This window comes from Streptomyces sp. STAM6 (genome assembly GCF_054963715.1).
Genome location: NZ_JBUEFZ010000015.1, coordinates 49,795 through 70,796 on the forward strand (window position 1 = coordinate 49,795; position 21,002 = coordinate 70,796).

15 protein-coding genes are annotated in these 21,002 nt (G+C 73.1%); 6 read left to right on the top strand and 9 right to left on the bottom strand.

The features are described 5' to 3' along the window. Positions 1-61: 61 nt before the first annotated feature. Positions 62-832, top strand: a complete 771-nt coding sequence (locus tag ACY34K_RS19365; RefSeq protein ID WP_462748670.1) for a hypothetical protein — start codon at positions 62-64, stop codon at positions 830-832. 92 nt (positions 833-924) lie between these two features. Here ACY34K_RS19365 and ACY34K_RS19370 read toward each other — a convergent pair whose 3' ends face one another. The 4 genes from ACY34K_RS19370 to ACY34K_RS19385 all read right to left on the bottom strand — a co-directional run bounded on the left by ACY34K_RS19370 (position 925) and on the right by ACY34K_RS19385 (position 3,700). Continuing rightward, positions 925-1,671 (bottom strand): N-acetyltransferase, encoded by a 747-nt coding sequence (locus ACY34K_RS19370; protein ID WP_462748672.1) that lies wholly within the window; start codon positions 1,669-1,671, stop codon positions 925-927. Positions 1,672-1,714: 43 nt separating this feature from the next. After that, positions 1,715-2,413 carry an HNH endonuclease family protein gene (locus ACY34K_RS19375; RefSeq protein WP_462748674.1) on the bottom strand — a complete coding sequence of 233 codons (699 nt, stop codon included), beginning with the start codon at positions 2,411-2,413 and terminating at the stop codon, positions 1,715-1,717. A gap of 176 nt (positions 2,414-2,589) precedes the next feature. After that, a complete protein-coding gene (locus tag ACY34K_RS19380) occupies positions 2,590-3,081 on the bottom strand; it encodes a DUF2267 domain-containing protein (protein WP_462748676.1) in 492 nt (163 codons plus the stop codon). A gap of 187 nt (positions 3,082-3,268) precedes the next feature. Next, positions 3,269-3,700 (bottom strand): Hsp20/alpha crystallin family protein, encoded by a 432-nt coding sequence (locus tag ACY34K_RS19385; protein WP_462748814.1) that lies wholly within the window; start codon positions 3,698-3,700, stop codon positions 3,269-3,271. A 159-nt stretch (positions 3,701-3,859) separates the two neighbouring features. On the opposite strand from ACY34K_RS19385, the gene ACY34K_RS19390 reads away from it, so the two are divergent. Next, positions 3,860-4,549, top strand: a complete 690-nt coding sequence (locus tag ACY34K_RS19390) for a type III effector protein (protein ID WP_462748678.1) — start codon at positions 3,860-3,862, stop codon at positions 4,547-4,549. 775 nt (positions 4,550-5,324) lie between these two features. Here the strand turns inward: ACY34K_RS19390 and mfd are convergent. After that, the gene (gene mfd, locus ACY34K_RS19395; RefSeq protein ID WP_462748680.1) at positions 5,325-8,879 is read right to left on the bottom strand and encodes a transcription-repair coupling factor; all 3,555 of its coding nucleotides are present in this window, start codon (positions 8,877-8,879) and stop codon (positions 5,325-5,327) included. Positions 8,880-9,133: 254 nt separating this feature from the next. On the opposite strand from mfd, the gene ACY34K_RS19400 reads away from it, so the two are divergent. The 3 genes from ACY34K_RS19400 (at position 9,134) to ACY34K_RS19410 (ending at position 11,696) form a co-directional block, all read left to right on the top strand. Further along, positions 9,134-9,646: a SigE family RNA polymerase sigma factor gene (locus tag ACY34K_RS19400; protein ID WP_462748682.1), complete on the top strand. Its 513-nt coding sequence runs from the start codon at positions 9,134-9,136 to the stop codon at positions 9,644-9,646. Beyond that, the gene (locus ACY34K_RS19405; protein ID WP_462748684.1) at positions 9,639-10,136 is read left to right on the top strand and encodes a hypothetical protein; all 498 of its coding nucleotides are present in this window, start codon (positions 9,639-9,641) and stop codon (positions 10,134-10,136) included. Before ACY34K_RS19400 ends, ACY34K_RS19405 begins: the two co-directional genes overlap by 8 nt. Positions 10,137-10,277: 141 nt before the next feature. Further along, positions 10,278-11,696, top strand: coding sequence for a DUF2079 domain-containing protein (locus ACY34K_RS19410; protein WP_462748685.1), 1,419 nt, complete (start codon positions 10,278-10,280; stop codon positions 11,694-11,696). 67 nt (positions 11,697-11,763) lie between these two features. Here ACY34K_RS19410 and ACY34K_RS19415 read toward each other — a convergent pair whose 3' ends face one another. Both ACY34K_RS19415 and ACY34K_RS19420 read right to left on the bottom strand, forming a co-directional pair. Then, complete coding sequence (locus ACY34K_RS19415; protein ID WP_462748686.1) at positions 11,764-14,337, bottom strand: ABC transporter permease; 2,574 nt, start codon at positions 14,335-14,337, stop codon at positions 11,764-11,766. Continuing rightward, the gene (locus ACY34K_RS19420; protein ID WP_462748688.1) at positions 14,334-15,143 is read right to left on the bottom strand and encodes an ABC transporter ATP-binding protein; all 810 of its coding nucleotides are present in this window, start codon (positions 15,141-15,143) and stop codon (positions 14,334-14,336) included. The genes ACY34K_RS19415 and ACY34K_RS19420 overlap by 4 nt, the downstream gene beginning before the upstream one ends. A gap of 359 nt (positions 15,144-15,502) precedes the next feature. Between ACY34K_RS19420 and ACY34K_RS19425 the strand changes: the two genes are divergently transcribed. Beyond that, positions 15,503-17,092, top strand: coding sequence for an MFS transporter (locus tag ACY34K_RS19425; RefSeq protein ID WP_462748690.1), 1,590 nt, complete (start codon positions 15,503-15,505; stop codon positions 17,090-17,092). A gap of 3 nt (positions 17,093-17,095) precedes the next feature. Here ACY34K_RS19425 and ACY34K_RS19430 read toward each other — a convergent pair whose 3' ends face one another. Together ACY34K_RS19430 and ACY34K_RS19435 are read right to left on the bottom strand one after the other, a co-directional pair. After that, the gene (locus ACY34K_RS19430; protein WP_462748692.1) at positions 17,096-18,175 is read right to left on the bottom strand and encodes a cellulose-binding protein; all 1,080 of its coding nucleotides are present in this window, start codon (positions 18,173-18,175) and stop codon (positions 17,096-17,098) included. A gap of 128 nt (positions 18,176-18,303) precedes the next feature. Next, positions 18,304-20,997 carry an SUKH-4 family immunity protein gene (locus ACY34K_RS19435; RefSeq protein WP_462748694.1) on the bottom strand — a complete coding sequence of 898 codons (2,694 nt, stop codon included), beginning with the start codon at positions 20,995-20,997 and terminating at the stop codon, positions 18,304-18,306. Positions 20,998-21,002 lie beyond the last annotated feature (5 nt).

Below are 21,002 nucleotides of genomic sequence, written 5' to 3' on the forward strand. Positions count from 1 at the left end.
TCCTCCCACGGGCTCCCCACCCCGCTCCCCCGTCTGCTCCCACCCCCGGAGAACACAGCCCATGACTGCCACCGCCCCCACCCGGCTTCGGCACCCCGCCCTGGTCGCCCTGTGCACGGTCGCCGCCCTCGGCCTCGCGGCGTGCGGGCCCCTCGACCCGGTCGCCTCCGAGCCGAAGAAGACCGGCCCGTTCGCGGGCCTCTCCGGCCCCCAGATAGCCAACCGGGCCATCAACGCGACCAAGACGGCCTCGTCCCTGAACCTCGACACGAACTTCCTGACGGCCGACGGCCCGACGAAGGCGTACGTGGCCATGGACTCACAGGGCCGCTGCGCCGGCACCCTGTCCGTGGGCGCCACCGGTACCGCGGAGCTGATCCGTACGGGGAAGAACGCCAAGGACGTCTACATGCGCTTCGACGAGGCGTTCCTGCGCGACCAGAGCAAGGGCGACTCGCCCGAGGAGACCGCGGCCGTACTGAAGGAACTCAGGGGCCGCTGGGTGAAGACGTCGGTCACCGACCAGGAGTCCCGGGAAAGCCTGGAAGTCTGCGACCTCGACGGGATGCTGTCCGACTTCCGTACCGGCGTCAATTTCGCCCGCATAGGCGAGCCGGCCGAGGTGGGCGGCCGGCAGGCACTCACACTCACCGAGTCGGACGGCGAGACGACGATCAAGGTGTACGTCGCCACGGAGGGCGAGCCGTACATCCTCAGGATCGAGATCAAGGGCGGCAAGGAACCGGGGACGATGACCTTCTCCGCGTACAACAAGCCCGTCCGGGCGCAGAAGCCCGCCGCCAAGGACATCGTCGACCTGGACGAGTCCTAGGGCGTTTCCCCGGGTCCTGCCGGGCTCGGCCCGATCCGAGGGAAACGCCCTGGCCGCCGCACGCCCGGTGACGGGCCGGGGGGGGCGCACGCTCAGAGCCGGTGCCGCACCCACACATTGGGCTCCACATAGACGGCGTAGCCGCGCGAGGCCTCGCAGTGGACCGGCACCAGCGCCCCCTCGACCCGCACCGGGCCGTCCGTGTCGAACGGCAGGCCCGTCCACTCCCGCCACCGCTCCACCGAATGGGCGACCGTCATGGAGGCGGGGGCCACCGACTCGATGACCCCGCCCATCCGGACGTGGACCCGCAGCCACGGGTCGTGCGGCAGGCCGTCCGACGCGCGTGTGCGGTGGGCGTACTCCTCGATGGACGCGTCGGGCTCCAAGTGCTTGCCGTTCGGCCGGACGGGGGCGACGACCTCGCGGAAACCGAGCCGCGCGGCGTTCTCCCGCATCGCGGTGAGCATCCGCCCCGACAGCCCCCTGCCCTGCGCCCCGGCGGCGACGGCGACCTCGATCGCGCTCACCGTGTCCGGTATGCGGTGGTGCCTGCGGTCCGAGAACGCCCACAGCAGCACCTGGTCCCAGCCGGTCGCGGGCAGTTCGCCGCGCCCCTGGGCGCGCAGCTGGAAGGGCACGCTGAACGCCCGTGCCACCAGCGTCCCCCCGGTGTCCGTCGCCACCAGGACGTACTCCGGCAGCTCGGAGACGATCCGGCCGAAGTTGGCCCAGCCGATCGGGTCGTTCAGCGTGAACTCCGGCCAGGAGGCGGGCATCCCCCACAGCGGGCCCTCGAGTTCGGGACGCTCGGCCAGGGTGGTGATCTTCAGTTCCATCCGCGCAGGCTAAGCAGACGCTCACGGCCACTCCAACCCGTTTTCAGGGCAGTGCCACTTCGGGACAGCCGCCCAGGACGCGCCGCATCGCGTCCCGCTCGCTCGTCGTCACCCAGACCCCGTACTTGCGCTTCACGGCCACCTGGCGGGCGACGTACTCGCAGCGGTAGGTCCGGTCGGGCGGCAGCCACGTCGCGGTGTCGCCGTCGCCCTTGCGGCGGTTGGCGGCGGAGTCGACGGCCAGCAGGTTCAGCGGGTCGTTGGCGAACCGGCGCCGCTTGTCGGCGTCCCACTGCTGGGCGCCCTTCTGCCAGGCGTCGGAGAGCGCCACCAGATGGTCTATGTCGACCTTGCTGTTCCCTCGTACGTAGGTAATCCGCTTGCCGGTGTAGGGATCGTCGATGAGCGTACCGCGGGCGACCTCGCAGCGCCGTTCGTCCTTGAAGGTCACGCCCGTCAGATCGCGCCCGAGGATGTCGTCCCGGGTCCCGCAGCCGTTGCCGTCGGTGTCGTACCAGGCGCGGCCGAACTTCTCCCGCTCGTAACCGGTTCTGGGCGCGCGCCCTTTGACGGTGAGTCCGTCGACGGCGGCCAGTGCCGAGCCGCGCGGCCCGCCACCGCCCCCGCTGCCACCGGTGGCGCCGGGGCCGTCACCGTCCGGTCCGGACGGCTGCGTACAGCCGGAAACCGCGAGCGCGGCGGCGAGGGCCGTGGCGGGCAGGGCGGTGCGCAGTGCGGGCATTCCCGCATCGTAAGCAACGGTCCGGGGCTCCCGGCAGATGGCCTGTCAGCGGATCCCGGCCTCCTGCCCGGACGGCCCCCCTCGGACGGCCCCTCGGACGGACGGCCCGCTCAGGAGGGCCGTTCAGGAGGGGTAATCGGGCGGCGGCTCACGGGTGGCCTGCTCGGACCGCGTGCTCACGCTGCCCGGGCGGGCACCGCAGCGGCGGGGACGACCGGGGTGGCCGGGGTGGCCGGGGTGGTCGAGGCAGCCGGGGCGGTCGACGCAGCCGGGGCGGCGGGTGCGAGTTCCGCCAGGCCGAACAGGAGCGCGTACCCACGGGGCAGTTCGGCCAGGATACGGCGGGTGAGGTGGTCGCCCGCGAGGTCGCGGACGGCGGTGAGGACGGTGCCCGAGGCCCAGCGGGCGGCCGGCGCGGGCACGGAGGCGAGTCGGGCGGCCACGGCGTCGACGAACCCGGGCGCCGTCAGCGGCTGGGTGCGGGGTATCTCCCGCGCGAGGAGCTCCCCGGCCTCGGTGGGCAGGAGGCGCGCCAACTCGCAGCGCTCCTCGCCGGTGACGTGGCGGCCCAGCTCGCCGAGGACCGCGCGCAGGACCCGCTCGGCCTCCGTGTCGCTCTCGTACCGGCCGGAGGTACGGATGTGCTGGACGAGTTCGTGCCACCGCATGGCTGTGGTCGTTCCTTCCTCGGCCTACGTCCTCCCCGCCGCGGCGAGGGGGGCGCGGGCCTGCGCGAGTCGTTCGGTGTCGTACACGCGGGGTCGTACACGCGGGGGTGGGGGAGCGTGGCGGAGGACGGGACCGGAGGGGCCGCGAAACCCACGTCCTCCGCCGCTCGGGTCGGCGGGACGCCGGTCAGCCGCTGATCTGCTTGCGCCCGGAGTCGCCGATGGCGATCTTGCGGGGCTTCGCACGCTCGGCGATCGGGATGCGCAGCGTCAGCACGCCGGCTTCGTAGTCCGCCTTGATGTTCTCCGTGTCGAGGGTGTCGGCCAGCATGACCTGGCGGGAGAAGACACCCAGCGGCCGCTCGGAGAGCTCCATCTGCACATGGTCCGCCTTCTGCGGCGGACGCCGCTCGGCCTTGACCGTCAGCATGTTCCGTTCGACGTCGATGTCGATCGCGTCGGTGGAGACACCGGGGAGATCCAGGGCGATCACGTACTCCTCGCCCTCGCGATAGGCGTCCATCGGCATGAGGGACGGCTTCGACCAGGTCCCCGACGTGCCCAGGAGCTGCTGGGTGAGCCGGTCGAGCTCGCGGAACGGATCGGTGCGCATCAACATCATCAACACCTCCAGTCGGCTCTGCGGTAGTGCCAATGCGCTTCACCTGCCTCCCGTTGTAACATGTCATCGGAACGATGACAACCACTGAAGTCATCGACAGGATGACAGGCGGTGGGGGGAATCCCTGCTCGCAGGATCGGAGGACAGGAGAGCCCCGTGCCCACGGACGACCGGCCCGCCTCCGGGCCGAAACCCAACCCCGCCCCCGCTTCCTTCCTCGCCGCCGCGGCGGCACTGAGCGCCATAGACGAGGCGGTGCATTCCGCGCACACCACGGACTCCGGCGTGCGGCGGCCCGCGGCGGAGGCGCCCGGTCCCGAGCAGGCCCTGGCGGCACTGCTGCTGCTGCGGGAGGTTCGTCACCAGCTGGCCGGCTGGGAGCACGGCCTGATCGAGGCGGCCCGCCAGGCGGGCGCCAGCTGGGCCGATCTCGCCGAGCCGCTGGGCGTCACCAGCCGCCAGGCGGCCGAGCGCCGCTATCTGCGACTGCGGCCGGGGGCCGCCGGCAGCACCGGCGAGGAGCGGATCAAGGCCACCCGCGACCGTCGGGCCGCCGACCGCACGGTCACCGCGTGGGCCCGCCGCAACGCGGCCGACCTGCGCGGGCTCGCCGGCCAGATCGCCGCCCTCCCCGACCTGCCCAGCGGTGCGGGCACCCCCGTCCAGGACCTCGTGCGCGCCCTCGCCCACGACGACGCCGCCCGTCTCATCGGCCCGCTCGCCGAGGCCGGACCACATCTGAGGGACGGACACCCCGAGCTGGCGGCGCGTGTCGACACCGTCACCCGGCAGACCGACCGGCTGCGCCAGGACAGCGACACCCAGCGCCGCACCGGCGGCGCCTGACAGCGGCCGAGCCGGCCGAGGGCCCGGCGGGTTCACCGACTGGGCCGGAACATACAGACGAGCCGGCGCCACGGGGCGGACCGTGGCCCGCGCACCGGGCCGTGAACCACCGGACGGGCCGGCGCCACGGACGAGGTCGTGCCCCGCGAACCGGCCCTTGGATCGCCGATGGGCCGTGGACCCACGGACCGGGCCGTGGACTGCGCACGGTGCCGTGGGTTGGGGACGGGCCGTGAGCGCGCAGGGGCCAGGGGCCCGGACCGGACCGTGCACCGTGGACCGTGAATGGTGCCGTGGACCGTGGATGGTGCCGTGGACCGGTGGTCAGGGCCATGGACTTGGCCCTGGACCCGCGGACGGGGCCGTGAACCGCGGACCGGATCCTGAGCCACGGACCGGACGGTGCACCCGCGGACCGGGCCGCGGACCGCGCGAGGCCGTGCACCCGCGGACCGGACCCTCGACCCGACCGTGCACCCACGGGCCGGACCCCTCGACCACGGACGGGGACCTGACGACCCGACCGTGCACCCACGGGCCGGACCCCTCGACCACGGACGGGGACCTGACGACCCGACCGTGAACCGCGGCCCTGGCCGTGAACCGCGGCCCTGGCCGTGAACCACGGCCCTGGCCGTGAACCACGGCCCTGGCCGTGAACCACGGCCCTGGCCGTGAACCACGGCTCTGGCCCCGGGCCCCGGGCCCCGGGAATACCGGGGATCACCGACAGGACGCGCGCCGGCGTCGGCGCCGGGCGGTAGGGCGGAGCAGCTTACGACCCGAGGATCGTCGTCAGGAACTCGCCGGTCCACGCCAGCAGTTCGCGTCCCACCACCGGCTTGCCACCGATCTTGCCCGTCGTCGGGCGCGGGACCAGGATCTGGTGGGTCGGCGCCTTGATGACCGTGCGGGGGTAGAGCCGCTTGAGTCGCAGCTCCTGCGACTCGCGCAGCTCCACCGGGGCGAACCGGATGTTCGGCCCCTGCAGGACGATCTCGCCGACGCCGCAGGCCCGTGCGAGCATCCGCAGACCCGCGACGAGGAGGAGGTTCTCGACCGGCTCGGGCAGCTTGCCGTAGCGGTCGGTCAGCTCCTCGCGGACGGCCTTGATGTCCTCCTCCGAGTTGGCCGAGGCGATCGCGCGGTACGCCTGGAGGCGCAGACGCTCGCCCGGCGCGTAGTCGTGGGGGACGTGTGCGTCGACCGGGAGCTCGATCTTGACCTCCAGCGGCGGCTCCTCCTCGACACCGCCCTCCAGGGAGGCGCGGTAGTCCGCGACCGCCTCGCCGACCATACGGACGTACAGGTCGAAACCGACGCCCGCGATGTGGCCGGACTGCTCGCCGCCGAGCAGATTGCCGGCGCCGCGGATCTCCAGGTCCTTCATGGCGACGTACATGCCGGCGCCCATCTCGGTGTGCTGGGCGATCGTCGCGAGGCGCTCGTGGGCGGTCTCGGTGAGCGGCTTCTCCGGCGGGTAGAGGAAGTAGGCGTACCCGCGCTCGCGGCCACGACCGACACGGCCGCGCAGCTGGTGGAGCTGCGACAGGCCGAAGTTGTCGCCGCGCTCCACGATCAGGGTGTTGGCGTTGGAGATGTCGATGCCGGACTCGACGATGGTCGTCGAGACGAGGACGTCGAACTTCTTCTCCCAGAAGTCGACGACGACCTGCTCCAGCGCGGACTCGGACATCTGGCCGTGGGCCGTCGCGATCCGGGCCTCGGGAACGATGTCGCGCAGGCGCGCGGCAGCCCGGTCGATGGACTCGACCCGGTTGTGGATGTAGAAGACCTGACCCTCGCGGAGCAGTTCACGGCGGATCGCGGCGCCGATCTGCTTCTCCTCGTACGGCCCGACGAACGTGAGGACCGGGTGCCGCTCCTCCGGGGGCGTGGTGATGGTCGACATCTCGCGGATGCCGGTCACGGCCATTTCGAGCGTACGGGGAATCGGGGTCGCCGACATGGTCAGCACGTCGACATTGGCGCGCAGCTTCTTCAGCTGCTCCTTGTGCTCGACGCCGAAGCGCTGCTCCTCGTCGACGATGACCAGGCCGAGGTCCTTGAACTTGGTCTCGGAGGAGAACAGGCGGTGGGTACCGATGACGATGTCGACCGAACCGTCCTTCAGTCCGTCCAGCGTCGCCTTCGCCTCGGCGTCGGTCTGGAAGCGCGACAGCGCGCGCGTGACGACCGGGAATTGCGAGTAGCGCTCGGAGAACGTGCCGAAGTGCTGCTGCACGAGCAGCGTGGTGGGGACGAGGACCGCGACCTGCTTGCCGTCCTGGACCGCCTTGAAGGCCGCGCGGACGGCGATCTCCGTCTTGCCGTAGCCGACGTCGCCGCAGATGAGACGGTCCATGGGGACCGTCTTCTCCATGTCCTCCTTCACCTCGGCGATCGTGGACAGCTGATCGGGCGTCTCCGCGTACGGGAAGGCGTCCTCCAGCTCGCGCTGCCAGGGGGTGTCCGCGCCGAAGGCGTGGCCGGGCGCGGCCATCCGGGCCGAGTACAGCTTGATCAGGTCGGCGGCGATCTCCTTGACCGCCTTCTTGGCCCGGGCCTTGGTCTTCGTCCAGTCCGCGCCGCCGAGCCGGTGCAGGGTCGGGGCCTCGCCACCGACGTACTTGGTGACCTGCTCCAGCTGGTCGGTCGGAATGTAGAGCCGGTCGCCGGGCTGGCCGCGCTTGGCGGGGGCGTACTCGACGAGAAGGTACTCGCGGGTGGCGCCCTGCACGGTGCGCTGCACCATCTCGATATACCGGCCGACGCCGTGCTGCTCGTGCACGATGTAGTCGCCGACCTCCAGGGTCAGCGGGTCGATCTGCTTGCGGCGACGCGTCGGCATCCGCTGGCCGTCCTTGCCGGCGGCCTTCTGGCCCGACAGGTCGGTCTCGGTGAGGACGGCGAGCTTCAGCCCCGGGTCGATGAAGCCGTAGTCGATCGAGCCGCAGGCCACATGGACGACAGACGGCGAGATGTCCCGCAGGTCGGAGTCCAGGCGGGCCGCGATGCCCTCGCCGCCGAGCACCTCGACGGTGCGGGTGGCGGGGCCGTGCGCCTCCGTGACGTACACCGTGCGCCAGCCGTCGGCCAGCCAGCCCTTGGTGTCGGCGAGCGCCCTGGCCGTGTCGCCGCGGTACGTCTCCGGGGCGTGCATGCCCAGCTTGAGCGTGTCCGTGTCGCCCGCCGCGTCGGCGGCGAGGGTGAACGTCTCGTCCGCCGCGAACGGCGAGACCGACCACCACATCATGCCGAGCTCCCGCGCGCGGTCCCGGACGTCCGCGATCCCCCACAGCGAGGCGGCGCCGACGTCGATCGGGGCCTCGCCCCCGCCGGCCGTGGCCGCCCACGACGCCTGCAGGAACTCCTGGCTCGTGGCCACGAGGTCCGCGGCCCGGGTGCGCACCCGCTCCGGGTCGCACACCACGGCCATGGAGCCCTTGGGCAGCACGTCGAGGAGCAGTTCCATCTCGTCCACCAGCACCGGGGCGAGGGATTCCATGCCCTCGACGGCGATGCCCTCGGCGATCTTGCCGAGCAGCTCGCCCAGCTCGGGGTGGGCCTCGGCGAGTGCGGCGGCCCGCTCCCGGACGGTGTCCGTGAGCAGCAGCTCGCGGCAGGGCGGCGCCCACAGGCCGTGCTCGGCGACCTCCAGGGACCGCTGGTCGGCCACCTTGAAGTACCGGACCTCCTCGACGTCGTCGCCCCAGAACTCGATCCGGAGCGGATGCTCCTCGGTCGGCGGGAACACATCGAGGATGCCGCCGCGCACGGCGAACTCGCCGCGCTTCTCGACCAGCTCCACCCGGGAGTAGGCGGCGGCCGCGAGACCGTCGACGACCTCGTTCAGGTCCGCCTGCTGTCCGGTGCGCAGGGACACCGGCTCCAGGTCGCCGAGCCCCTTGACCTGCGGCTGGAGCACTGAGCGCACCGGGGCCACGACGACGGAGACCGGCCCGGTCGCCGGGTCGTCGGGCGTGGGGTGGGCGAGGCGCCGCAGCACCGCCAGGCGCCGGCCCACGGTGTCCGACCGGGGCGACAGCCGCTCGTGCGGGAGGGTCTCCCACGACGGGTACTCCACGACGGAGTCCGGGTCCAGCAGCGTGCGCAGCGCGGCTGCCAGGTCCTCGGCCTCCCGCCCGGTCGCGGTCACGGCCAGCACCGGCCGGCCGGCGTCCCGGGCCAGCGCGGCCACCGCGAAGGGGCGCGCCGCGGGCGGACCGACCAGGTCGACATGGGTCCGGTGACCGTCGGACGCGGCGCTCACCGCTTCGGCGAGGGCGGGGTCCTTGACGACGACGTCGAGCAGACCGTGCAGGCTCATGGGGGGCTTCCATCCCTGGAGTGGGGCAACGCGAACCGCCCGACACGTCACACGGGCCGGGGGTTCCCACATTACGACGTCGGTCCGACAGCCGCCCCCGAAACCTCCCGCGCCCCAGGGGCACCGCGAGGGGTGTGGCGGAAACCAGCGGCACCGCGACGGGTGTGGCGAAAATTCGTGCGGTCCGGTGTCAACCGGATCGGTGGCCCCGGACGTATACGCCATGAGAACTGTCCGATCCGCTGGGAGCCGCATTGACCGAAGAGGAGTTCCAGGAGCTCTACGCTCACTGCGTCTCACGGCTCGTCGGCCAGCTCTATCTGATGACCGGCGATCTCCACGAGGCGCAGGACGTGGTGCAGGAGGCGTTCGTCAGGGCCTGGGGGCGCCGCGCCCGGCTGTCCCGGGACGCCGGGCCCGAGGCGTGGATCCGTACCGTGGCCTGGCGGCTGGCCGTGAGCCGGTGGCGGCGGCGTGGGCGCGCGGCCGAGGCGTGGCGCCGGCACGGGAGCGGCCTGCCGGCCGCCGCGCCGGCCCCCGATCCCGGCTCGGTCGCCCTGGTCGCGGCGCTGCGCCGGCTGTCCGGCCGACAGCGGCGCGTCGCCGTCCTGCACTACGTGTGCGATCTGACCGTCGAGCAGGTGGCCGCCGAGACCGGCATCGCGGTGGGCACGGTCAAGACGCATCTGTACCGGGCCCGGGCCGCGCTCGCCCCCCATCTCGCGGCCGACCTCGATGTGACCGAGGAGGAGCACCACGGTGTCTGAACACGCACGTCTCCCACGACAGGACCGGTGGGACGAGCGCCCGGCGGCGGCCCCGGCGGGGGCTGTCCCGGCCGGGCCGGCCCGGGGGGAGGAGGCCCTGGCGGAGGCGCTCAAGCGGGCCGCGGCGGTTGCCGGGCGGCAGGCCGTACCGGCGCCCGCCGCCCAGGTGACGGCGCGGGGCATGCGTCGGCGACGCCGTACGCTGACCGCCGCGGCCGCTTCCGCCGTGTGCGCGCTGGCCGTGACCGGCGCACTCGCCTCGATGGCGCTGCGGCCCGATCCGCCGTCCCTGCCCGCCACGCCCCCCGCCCCGTCCCCCTCCCCCTCGGCCACCGTCCCGCCGTCGTCCTCGCCGTCCGTACCTCCCCCGTCGTCACCGTCCTCGTCGTTCCCGTCCTCGCTCACGCCCTCCACCGGTGAGCCACCGGCCGTGACCGCCACGTCCACCGCCATCACCACGGCGCCCCCGACCGGGTCGGCCGCCCCCTGACCCGAACACCGAGCAACGAGCCCCCGGCCCGGGCAAGGAACGCCGAGCGCCCGGCCCGGGCAACGCACACCGAGCACCCGGCCCCGGCCCCAGCACCGAGCACCGAGCACCGAGCACCGAGATCCAAGGAGTCCGTCACCCATGCGTGGAGTTGTCCTCGCCCTGCCGTCCCCCGGCACCGAGGCGATACCCGGGGCGCGGCCGCCCGCACCCAAGGCCGACCGCGCCCCGTACCTCCTCGCACTCACGCTCTTCCTCGCGTACACGACGCTCTCCGTGCTGCGGTACCGCCGCATGGAGACCCGCTCCTGGGACCTGGGCATCTTCGAGCAGGCGATCCGCGCCTACGCCCACCTCCAGGCGCCGGTCGCCGATCTGAAGGGGCCGGGCACGAACATCCTCGGCGACCACTTCAGCCCGGTCACCGCGCTCCTCGCCCCCGCCTACCGTCTCTTCCCGACACCGGTCACGCTGCTGGTCGCCCAGGCCGCGCTGTTCGCGCTCGCCGCGATCCCCGTCACCCGGGCCGCCACCCGTCTCCTCGGCCGGGTCTCGGGCCTCGCGATCGGCATCGCCTACGGACTGTCGTGGGGCATACAGCGGGCCGCCGACTTCGACTTCCACGAGATCTGCTTCGCCGTCCCCCTCATCGCGTTCTCCCTGGAGGCCCTGCTGCGCGGCCGGTGGCGGGCCGCGCTGCTGTGGGCCGCCCCGCTCGTGCTGGTCAAGGAGGACCTGGGCCTCACGCTCTCCGCGATCGCCCTGGTGGTCGCCTGGCGGGCGCGCTCGACCGCTCCCCGGGCCGCGGCGTACGCGCTCGGTGCCGCCCTCCTCGGCGCGGCCGCCACCCTCCTGACGCTGACCGCCGTCATCCCGGCGTTCAACCACGCCGGCGACTACGACTACTGGTCCAAGGTCGGAGACGGGCCCACCCCCTTGGCGGGTGCCGACACCAAGATCCGCACCCTGCTGTGGCTGCTGCTGCCCACCACCGGCCTGCTCGCCCTGCGCTCCCCCCTCCTGCTGGTCGCCGCCCCCACCCTCGGCTGGCGCTTCCTCTCCGCCGACGATCACTACTGGTCCACCGACTGGCACTACAGCGCCGTCCTGATGCCCGTCCTGCTGCTGGCCCTCGCCGACGCCGCCGACATCCTCCGCCGCAGCCCGCGCCCCTGGCTGCGCACTTACGCGGACCGCGTCCCCGCCTGCGCCGCGGCGGCCGCGCTCGCCCTGACGACGACGCTGCCGCTCTCCGCGCTCACCGAGACGCCCGCCTACCGCAAACCGCCCCGGGTCGTCGCGGCGGAGCGCCTGCTCGAACGCATCCCGGACGGCGCGACCGTCGAGGCGAACGTCGGGCCGATCAGCCGGCTGGCCGGGCGCTGCCGCGTCCTGTGGGTGGGCGACGCCCGGGGCGTGACACCGGACTTCATCGCGCTGAACAACAACTCGGGGTGGTTGCGCGATCCGTTCGCCTACGCCAAGCGGCTCCATCCGGACGCCCGGTTCCGGATGGCTGACGCCCGGGGCGGCTACATCCTGCTGGAGCGCCGGAAGTGAGGCCGGCCCCGGTGAAGCATGGAGGATGCTCACCGGGGCCGGTCCCCCACGGTACCGGCGGACCGGGCTACTCCGAGGCGATCGCGTTCAGGACGTTCATCCGTCCCGCCCGGAACGCCGGGACCAGCGCCGCGAAGAGGCCCACGAACGCCGACCCGACGAACACCGTCAGAATTGTCGGCCACGGGATCTCCAGGACCCCCAGGCCCTCCAGCGCCAGCAGCTTCTGCGCCGAGGTGCCCCAGCCCATGCCCAGACCGAGCCCCAGAAGGGCGCCGAACAGGGCGATGACCACCGACTCCAGCCGGATCATGCGGCGCAGCTGACGGCGCGAGAGGCCGATGGCACGCATCAGTCCGATCTCCCGGGTCCGCTCGACCACCGACAGGGCCAGGGTGTTCACCACACCGAGCACCGCCACGATGATGGCCAGCGCCAGCAGGCCGTAGACGATGTTCAGCAACTGACCGACCTGGTCCTTGAGGTCCTGCTTGAAGTCGGTCTGGTTCTGCACCTTGTACTGCGGATAGGCGGCCAGCGCCTTCTTGAGCGCGGCGTACGCCTCGGTCTCCTTACCTTCCTCGGCCTCGGCGAACATGATGAGGTTCTTGGGCAGCCGGTCGGCGGGCAGGTGGCGCTGCGCCGTCGCGATGCTGGTGTACATCGCCCCCTTGTCGACGTTGGTGTCGTCCGAGGTGATCGCGGCGACCTTCAGCCGGGCGCTCTGCCCGCCCTTGAAGGCGACGGCGATCGTGTCGCCGACCTTCACGCCGTGCTCGGAGGCGTATTCGCTGCCCACCGACATCGCGTCGGTGCCGTACGCCGCCGCGAGGTCACCGGCGACGGTCTCGCGCCGCAGATCGGTGGCGTACGTCGGGTCGGCGGCGATGAGCTCCACCTCCTCGGTCGCCTTGTCGGGGGCGGTCAGTCTGGCGGCGACCTCCTTGAACTCGGTGACATGGGCGAGGCCGGGGGTCTTCTCCACGGCGGCCTGGGCCTGCGGCACGATCGGCTGGCCGCCCGGGCTCTGGACGATGTAGTCGGCGCCGACGGACCGGTCGAGCTCCTCGGTCGCGGAGGCCACCATCGAGGAGCCGACCACCGAGAGGCACGCCACCAGCGCGAGCCCGATCATCAGGGCGGCGCCGGTCGCTCCCGTACGGCGCGGGTTGCGCAGCGCGTTGCGCTCCGCCATCCGCCCGACGGGGCCGAAGACCCGCAGCACCACCGCGCTGAGGACCCGGACCACCCCTCCCGCGAGCAGCGGCCCGACGACCACGAAGCCGATGAGGGAGAGAACGACACCGACGCCGAGGTACACCGAACCCTCGCCTGCCTCATCGGCCCGGGCCGCGGCGAACAGCGCAGCGCCGCCGGCGGCGGTCAGCAGCAGGCCCGCGATGCCGCGTACGCGGCCTGCCTTGCCGTCGGCGGGGGTGCCGGCGTCGCGCAGTGCGGCCATCGGGGAGACCTTGCCGGCCCGGCGGGCCGGTATGCAGGCGGCGAGGACGGTGACGACGACGCCGAGGAGCAGGCCGACGGCCGGGGTCGTCCACTTCACGGTCAGGTCCTGGGTGGACAGCTCCATGCCCATGGAGGACATGAGTTCCATCAGGCCGACGGCGAGACCCACTCCGGCGCCGACGCCGAGCACCGATCCGAACGTCCCCAGGATCACGGCCTCGATCAGGACGGAGCGGTTGATCTGCTCGCGGCTCGATCCGATGGCGCGCATCAGACCGATCTCCCGGGTCCGCTGGGCGACCAGCATGGAGAAGGTGTTGACGATGAGGAAGATGCCGACGAGGAAGGCGATTCCGGCGAAGCCGAGCATCGCGTACTTCATGACGTCGAGGAAGCCGCCGACGTCCTCACGGCCCGCGTCCGCCGCTTCCTTCTGCGTCTGGAACGTGTACGGCCCCTCCACGGCGGCCATGACGTTCTTCTTCAGCTGCTCATGGGTGACGCCGGGCTCGGCGGTGACGGCGACATGGGTGAAGACACCGGTCCGGCCGAGGAGCCGGCTCTGGGCGGTGGGCGTGTCGAAGTAGACGACGGCGGCGCCGGGGTTGGTGACCTTGAAGGTGGCGATACCGCTGATCCGTGCCTTGAAGTCGCCGGTGACGGCGATGGTGCGCAGCTCGTCCCCCGGCTTCAGCCCGTGCTTCTCGGCGGTGTCGGCGTCGACCATGACCTCGGTGGGGCCGCGCGGGGCGTGTCCGGAGGTGATCTCCATCGAACGCAGGTCGTTGTGCGTCCAGTTGCCGGCGATGGTGGGGGCACCGCTGGTGGAGCCCATGTTCTCGTTGTCGGCGTCGACCACGGTCACGCTCATCGACACGACGGCGCCCTCGGCGGACTCGACGCCCTCGGCCTTCGCCACCCGGCCGAGCACGGACGCGGGCAGCGACTCGGGCCTGCCCGTCTGCGGCATCTCGTCGTTCCCGGCCGCGGACTTCGGGCTGACGGTGACATCGGCCGCCGTCGCCGCGAAGAGCTTGTCGAAGGTCGTGTTCATGGTGTCCGTGAACACCAGGGTGCCGCTGACGAAGGCCACCGACAGCAGCACAGCCACCGCCGAGAGCGCCATCCGGCCCTTGTGCGCCAAGAAGTTGCGCAGGGATGTCCTGACCACGGTCACGATGTCCGCCCCCGCGTGTCGAACTCGGAGGTCTGGGGACGTCCACCAGGAAATTGCCGCATGCGGTCGAGGACGGCGTCGGCGGTGGGGCGGAACATCTCGTCGACGATGCGCCCGTCCGCGAGGTACAGCACCCGGTCCGCGTAGCCCGCCGCCACCGGGTCGTGGGTGACCATCACGATGGTCTGTCCCAGCTCGTCGACCGAGGTGCGCAGGAAACCGAGCACTTCGGCACCGGCGCGGGAGTCCAGGTTGCCCGTCGGCTCGTCACCGAAGATGATCTCGGGCCGGGCGGCGAGCGCCCGGGCCACCGCGACCCGCTGCTGCTGACCGCCGGAGAGCTGCGTCGGCCGGTGCTTGAGCCGCTGCCCCAGGCCCACGGTCTCCACCACGCGGTTCAGCCAGGCCGTGTCCGGCTTGCGGCCCGCGATGTCCATCGGCAGCGTGATGTTCTCCATCGCGTTCAGCGTCGGCAGCAGGTTGAACGCCTGGAATATGAACCCGATCCGGTCGCGGCGCAGCTGGGTGAGCTTCTTGTCGCGAAGCTTGGTGATCTCGGTCTCGTCGAGGTAGATCTCACCGCTCGTCACCGAGTCCAGCCCGGCCAGACAGTGCATGAGCGTCGACTTGCCGGACCCCGACGGGCCCATGATCGCGGTGAACTGTCCACGGGCGATGTCCACGTCGACGTGGTCCAGCGCCACGACTCGGGTCTCCCCCGCGCCGTACGCCTTCACGACCTGCCGCGCCCGCGCCGCGACGGCCGTACGCCCTCCGGTTTTGGGGATGGTCACAGCCGTTGTCACGGTAAGTCTCCTATGTCGGTATGCGTTGCGTGCTGATGGCGAGTCTTCCGAACCGAGGGGTACGAGCGCGCTGGTGCACGGCGCAGTCTTCACCCGGGGGTTTTCCCCACCCCCCACCGCGAAGCGCCCTTGAGAACACGCTAAGGAACGGGCCCGCGCCCTCTCGTCCTCCAGGGGGACGAACCCTCCCTGGCCGGAAATGGGGACATCCCCTTAGGGGCTCTCCGCCCCCAGGCGGAGACGCACCGCGCCCAGGCTCCCCCCTCCCGCAACGTGAGGCGCAAGTGAGAAGGTGGCGGGACGAAATACATGCATGGGGAAGACAAAAGGGCGGCGACAGGAACAGGAAAGGGATCCCGGTGACCGAAGCGACATCCCAGGCCGCCCCCGAAGCCGCCGGCCGGCACCGGCGCGGCCCCGTGGTCGCGGCACTGATGCTCGGCATGGCGCTCGCCGCGCTCGACGGCACCGTCGTCTCCACCGCCGTACCGCAGATCGTCGGCGACCTCGGCGGGCTGTCCGTGTTCTCCTGGCTCTTCTCCGGCTATCTGCTCGCCGTGACGGTCACCCTCCCGGTGTACGGGAAGCTCTCCGACACCTTCGGCCGCAAGCCGGTCCTGATCGCCGGGATCGTCCTCTTCCTCATCGGCTCACTGCTCTGCGCCGCCGCGTGGAACATGCCGTCCCTGATCGCCTTCCGCGTGGTCCAGGGCCTCGGCGGCGGCGCGCTCCAGGGCACCGTGCAGACGATCGCCGCCGATCTGTATCCCCTCAGCGAGCGGCCCAGGATCCAGTCGAGGCTCTCCAGCGTGTGGGCCACCTCGTCGGTGGCGGGCCCGGCCCTCGGCGGGCTCTTGGCCGGGTACGCCGACTGGCGCTGGATCTTCCTGGTGAATCTCCCGGTCGGGCTGGTCGCCCTCTGGCTGATCTCCCGTCACCTGACGGAACCGGCCGCCGCGAAAAGCCCCGCCCGCGCCGCCAAGAGCCTCGCCGGCACGCCAAGCCCCACCCGCGCCGAAAGCACCGCCGGCACAAGAAGTACCGGCGACACGAAGAGCGCCGCCGGCGCCGCGGCCCGTCCCGTGGGGGGCACCACCCGCGCCTCCGTCGACTGGCCCGGCGCGCTGGCCGTCTTCGCCACCGGCACCCTGCTGCTCACCGCCCTCGTCCAGGGCGGTGTCGCCTGGCCGTGGCTGTCCGCGCCGTCCCTCGGACTACTGGCGGGCGCGGCCGTGCTCGTCGTGGTCACCGTGCTGATCGAACGGCGGGCCGCGGAGCCGATCATTCCTGGCTGGGTCTGGCGGCGCCGCACCATCGCGGCGGTCAACCTCTCGCTGGGCGCGCTGGGCCTGCTCATGGTGGCCCCGACGGTGTTCCTCCCCACCTACGCCCAGTCGGTCCTCGGACTCGGCCCGACAGCCGCAGGGTTCGTCCTGTCGGCCATGACCCTGTCCTGGCCGGTCAGCGCGGCCTTCTCCAACCGGATCTACACCCGGATCGGCTTCCGGCTCACGGCCGTCATCGGCATGTCGCTCGCCACCCTGGTCCTGCTGGCCTTCCCGCTGCTGCCCCACCCCGGCGAACCGTGGCAGCCCGCCCTGCTCATGCTGCTGCTCGGCGCGGCCCTCGGCCTGTTCCAGCTGCCGCTGATCGTGGGCGTCCAGTCCACCGTCCCGTGGTCCGAGCGGGGCACCACGACCGCGTCCGTGCTGTTCTGCCGCCAGGTCGGCCAGAGCGTCGGCGCCGCGCTGTTCGGGGCGGTCGCGAACGCCGTACTGGGCTCCCACCTGCCCGAGGGGGGCCTCGACGACACCACCGCGCTCACCCCGCGAGCGGTGGACGCGGCGGTGGAGTACGTCTACATCGGCGCGGCAGCGGCGGGTGTCCTGGCACTCGTGACGCTCCTGACCCTCGCGCCCCGCCGCTTCCCGGTACTTCCTGAGGACTGAGCGTCAACCGCCCTCCGGACCGGCCTCACTCCGGCCGTCGCCCGGGCTGTCACCCCGGCCGTCACGCGGCCCCTCCAGCAGGTCGCCGCCCACGTCGCGCTCGCCCGCCGCACCGCCTCCGTCCGCGCCCGCGCCGCCGCCCGCGCCACCGTCCGCGCGTCCGGCGTCCGCCCGGCTCTCGCGGCCGGTCTCCTCGTCGTCCATCGGCGGACGGCCCGTCAGCGTGAGGAGGCTGCTGCGGACATGGGTCATATGGGCCTGGAGTTCCTCCCGGGCGTCCCCGTGCTGCCGCAGGACGTGCTCGGTCTCGCGCATCACGCGCTCCTCCTCGACCCGGGCGGCCGCCAGGAGTTCCTGGGCCCGCTCGTCCGCGACCTCCTGCCCCTGACGGGCTCTCTTCTCGGCCTCCGCATAAAATCGTTCGGCTTCCGCCAAACGGGTCTCCGCGTCGGCGATCAGTTGCGCCAAACGGGCCTTCGCCTTCTCCCGCTCCTCGGCGAGTTCCAGCTCGGCCGCCTCCCGTTTGTCGGCGTGCACCTTCTGCTGGGCGGCGAGCAGCCCCGCGGTGCGCTCGCGCACCTGCCGCAGTTCGGCCTGCGCCTCCCCGCGCGCCTTCTCGGCCTCGCCCCGCGCCTCCGCGAGCAGCCGGTGGGCCTCCTCGCGCGCGGCGTCCAGGGTCTGTGCGGCGTGCTCCTCCGCCGCGGAGCGAATGCCTTCCGCGTCCTCGCACGCGGCGTCGCGGGCGCGCCGGGCCGCCGCGTCCGCCGCGTCGGCCAAGGCCTTGGCATGGGCCACCGCGTCCGTCCGTACGGCGGCGGCCTCCTCCTCGGCGAGTACGAGGATCTGCTGGGCGCGCAGGCCCAACGACTCGTACCGCTGGGGCTTCAGCTCGGCGACGACCTCCCGTAGTCGCGTGGCCTCCCTGTCCATGTCCTTGGCGAGTACGGTCAACCGCGCCGCCCGCTCCCACGCGCTGTCGCGGTCCGTCGAGAGCTCGGTGACGTGGCGGTCGACCTCTTTGGTCCGGTAACCCCGGCCTCGTGCGACGACGACGAAGCCATGCGGTGATGCTTCTGCGCTCATATGCCAAGCATGCGTCAATCACCACAAAAAGGGACGGAGCACCCGGCGTGTGCTCGGCACTCCGAGTGCTCCGATCCGCTGCTCAGCCCTGCGGCCGGATCACCGGCCTCCCGGCCGGCGCCACGTGCTCAGAGCAGTCCGTCCCACATCTGCTCCAGCAGCACGGACCACCAGCTCTCCGGCGACGACAGCGCCGCCGGGTCCAGCATCGCCAACTGCGCCTGGAAGTCGACCGTCCAGCGCCCGGCCTGTTCGGGGGTCAGCCCGAACCGCAGCCGCCACATCCGGCCCAGCAGCGCCATGCACCGGGTGAACTCCGGCAGCCCGCTGTTCACGAACTGCGGCGCCTGCGGCTGACCGCCCGGACCCGCCTCCACGGGTACGGCCACGATGTGCGCCGTCCCGTACTGCACACAGATCGCCCGCCCGAAGTCGGACCCGATCACCAGGTACGAGCCCGCGTCGCTGGCCGGCTGCACCTGCCGCTGCGCGGCCAGTTCGGCGAGCGTCGGCACCACCGGCTGCGGCGGCTGCGCCCAGAAGAACGGCCCGAAGTCGGCCGGCAGGCCCGCCCACACGAGCGTGCGCGCGACCATCTCCGGCACGCCCTGCCTCGACACGGCCCGCTGGTCGAACCGGCAGATGCCCTGCGGCCCGAACGCACCGGCCAGTTCCTGCGCGATGCCCTCCGGCGGGATCGGCGGCGCCGGCTGCACCGGCGGCAGCGGCGCGCGCACCGGCGCCGGCCGCGCCGGACCGTCCGCCACCTGGTGCAGCTCACCCTGATGGGCGATCAGCTGCTGCATGCCCTGCTGACGGCTCGCGTGGTCACGCCCGTACGGCGCGATCGACGTGATCCGCGCCTGCGGCCAGGTCTCCCGGATCATCCGGGCGCAGTAACCACCGGGCAGCTCGCACGACTCCAGCTCGGTGTGCAGCTCCAGCACCTGCTGCGGCGGCACGTTCATCGCGCGCAGCTCGTGCAGGATCTGCCACTCGGGGTGCGGCGTACCGGGCGCCGAGCGGCGGATCAGCTGCGCCTCCGACCCGTCGGGCGCGCGGTAGCGCAGCACGGCCTGGTAGCCGGGGCCGACGGTCGGCTGACCGGTCGGCTGCTGCGGATAGCCGTACGCGGGCGGCGCACCGTGCGGCGGGGTGGCACCGTGCGGCGGCTGGGCGCCGTGCGGGGCCTGAGGTGCGCGCGGGGGCTGCGGGGCCTGCGGCGGGCCGACCTGGCCGGGCTGCGCCAGCATCGTCGCCGCGTGGTGCACCCCGCCACCGGGCGCGCCCGGGGCACCGGGGGCGCCGGGAGGACCGGGAGGCGCGGGCGGACCGGGCGGCTGCGGCGAGACGGGGCCACCGGGGCCGGGCTGCGCCAGCATCGTCTGCGCGTAGTGCGGATCACCCGCACCCGGCGGAGGCGTGGAACCGGGCGGCGCCGGAGGGGCGGGCGGCGGAGGCGTGCCCGGCGCACCGGGGCCGCCCGGGCCGGGCTGCGCCAGCATGGTCGCCGCGTGGTGCACACCACCGCCGGGCGGAGGCGTGGAGCCGGGCGGCGCCGGAGGACCGGGAGGCGGCGGCGTACCCGGCGCACCGGGACGACCGGGAGCACCCGGGCCGGGCTGCGCCAGCATCGTCTGCGCGTAGTGCGGATCGCCCGCACCCGGCGGAGGCGTGGAACCGGGGGGCGCCGGAGGAGTCGGCTGCTGCGGCCCCCCGGGCCCCAGCTGGGACACGAGCTGCGTCGGCACGTAGCCGCCGGCCGGCGCGCCGGGGGCACCCGGGCCGGTGGCGGGCGGCCGCGCGCCCGGGGTGCCCGGCGCACCGGGCGGCGGCGGAGTCGTCGGACCGGTCCCCCGCGTGGGCCGCGCTCCGCGCGGCGGCAGGGCGGCCTTGCTGGTCGCGGCGTCCGCGATGTCGTCCGCCGGCGCCCCGGCCTGCGGGTCGAGCACGGGCGCGATCGCCGTACGCGGCAGCTGGCTGCCGCCCGACATCAGCGCGGTCGGGGCGTCGGCGCCGACGGACGGCGGCGGCGTGTCGTCGTCGTCCGACCCCGACAGGGGCGGAGCGAACACGGTGGCGGGCAGCGGCACGGAGCCGTCGTCGCCGGCACCACCGGACGTGTTGGCGTCGTTCCAGGACGGGGCCGACGGGGGCACACCCTCCGGGGCGGTCGGCTCGTAGTCGGCGCCGCCCCCGGCGCTCGGCCAGGAGGTACCGCCCATCGAACCTCCGCCGGCGACCGGACCCGCGCCGGCGGCAGGAGCGGCGGGAGCCGCGTCCGCCGGAGCGGGCGCGTCGGCGGGAGCGCCGGGAACGGCGAAAGCGGGCGCCGCAGCCGCGGCAGGCGCGGGCCCGCCCGAGGACGCCTCGCCTCCGGTACCCGCGGCGGCACCGGAGCCCGCACCGGCGCCGGCACCCGCGCCCCCGCTCCGCTGGTCCGGGATGCCCAGTCTGTCCGCCGCGTCCTGCAGCCACTCCGGCGGACTCAGCAGGAACGACGTCTGATTCAGATCGATCCGCTCCGGCTGCGCGGGCGCCGCGTCGGCGGGAGCGGACTCCGTCACCCCGTACTCCTCCTCGTAACGGCGGATCACCTCACCCACCGGCAGACCCGGCCACAGCGTGGCCTCCCCACTGTCCCGGGCGATGACCAGACGCTGACGGCCACCGTCCGACGTCGGACCGTCCTCACGGTCCTCCGCCCACACCACGAAACCCAGATCGAACTCCCGCACCCGCACCTCACGGTGCTGGTACGCGGGCACATCGCCGTTGATCCACTCTTCCGCGCGCTCCTGCGCCTGCGCGAAGGTCACCATCGGAC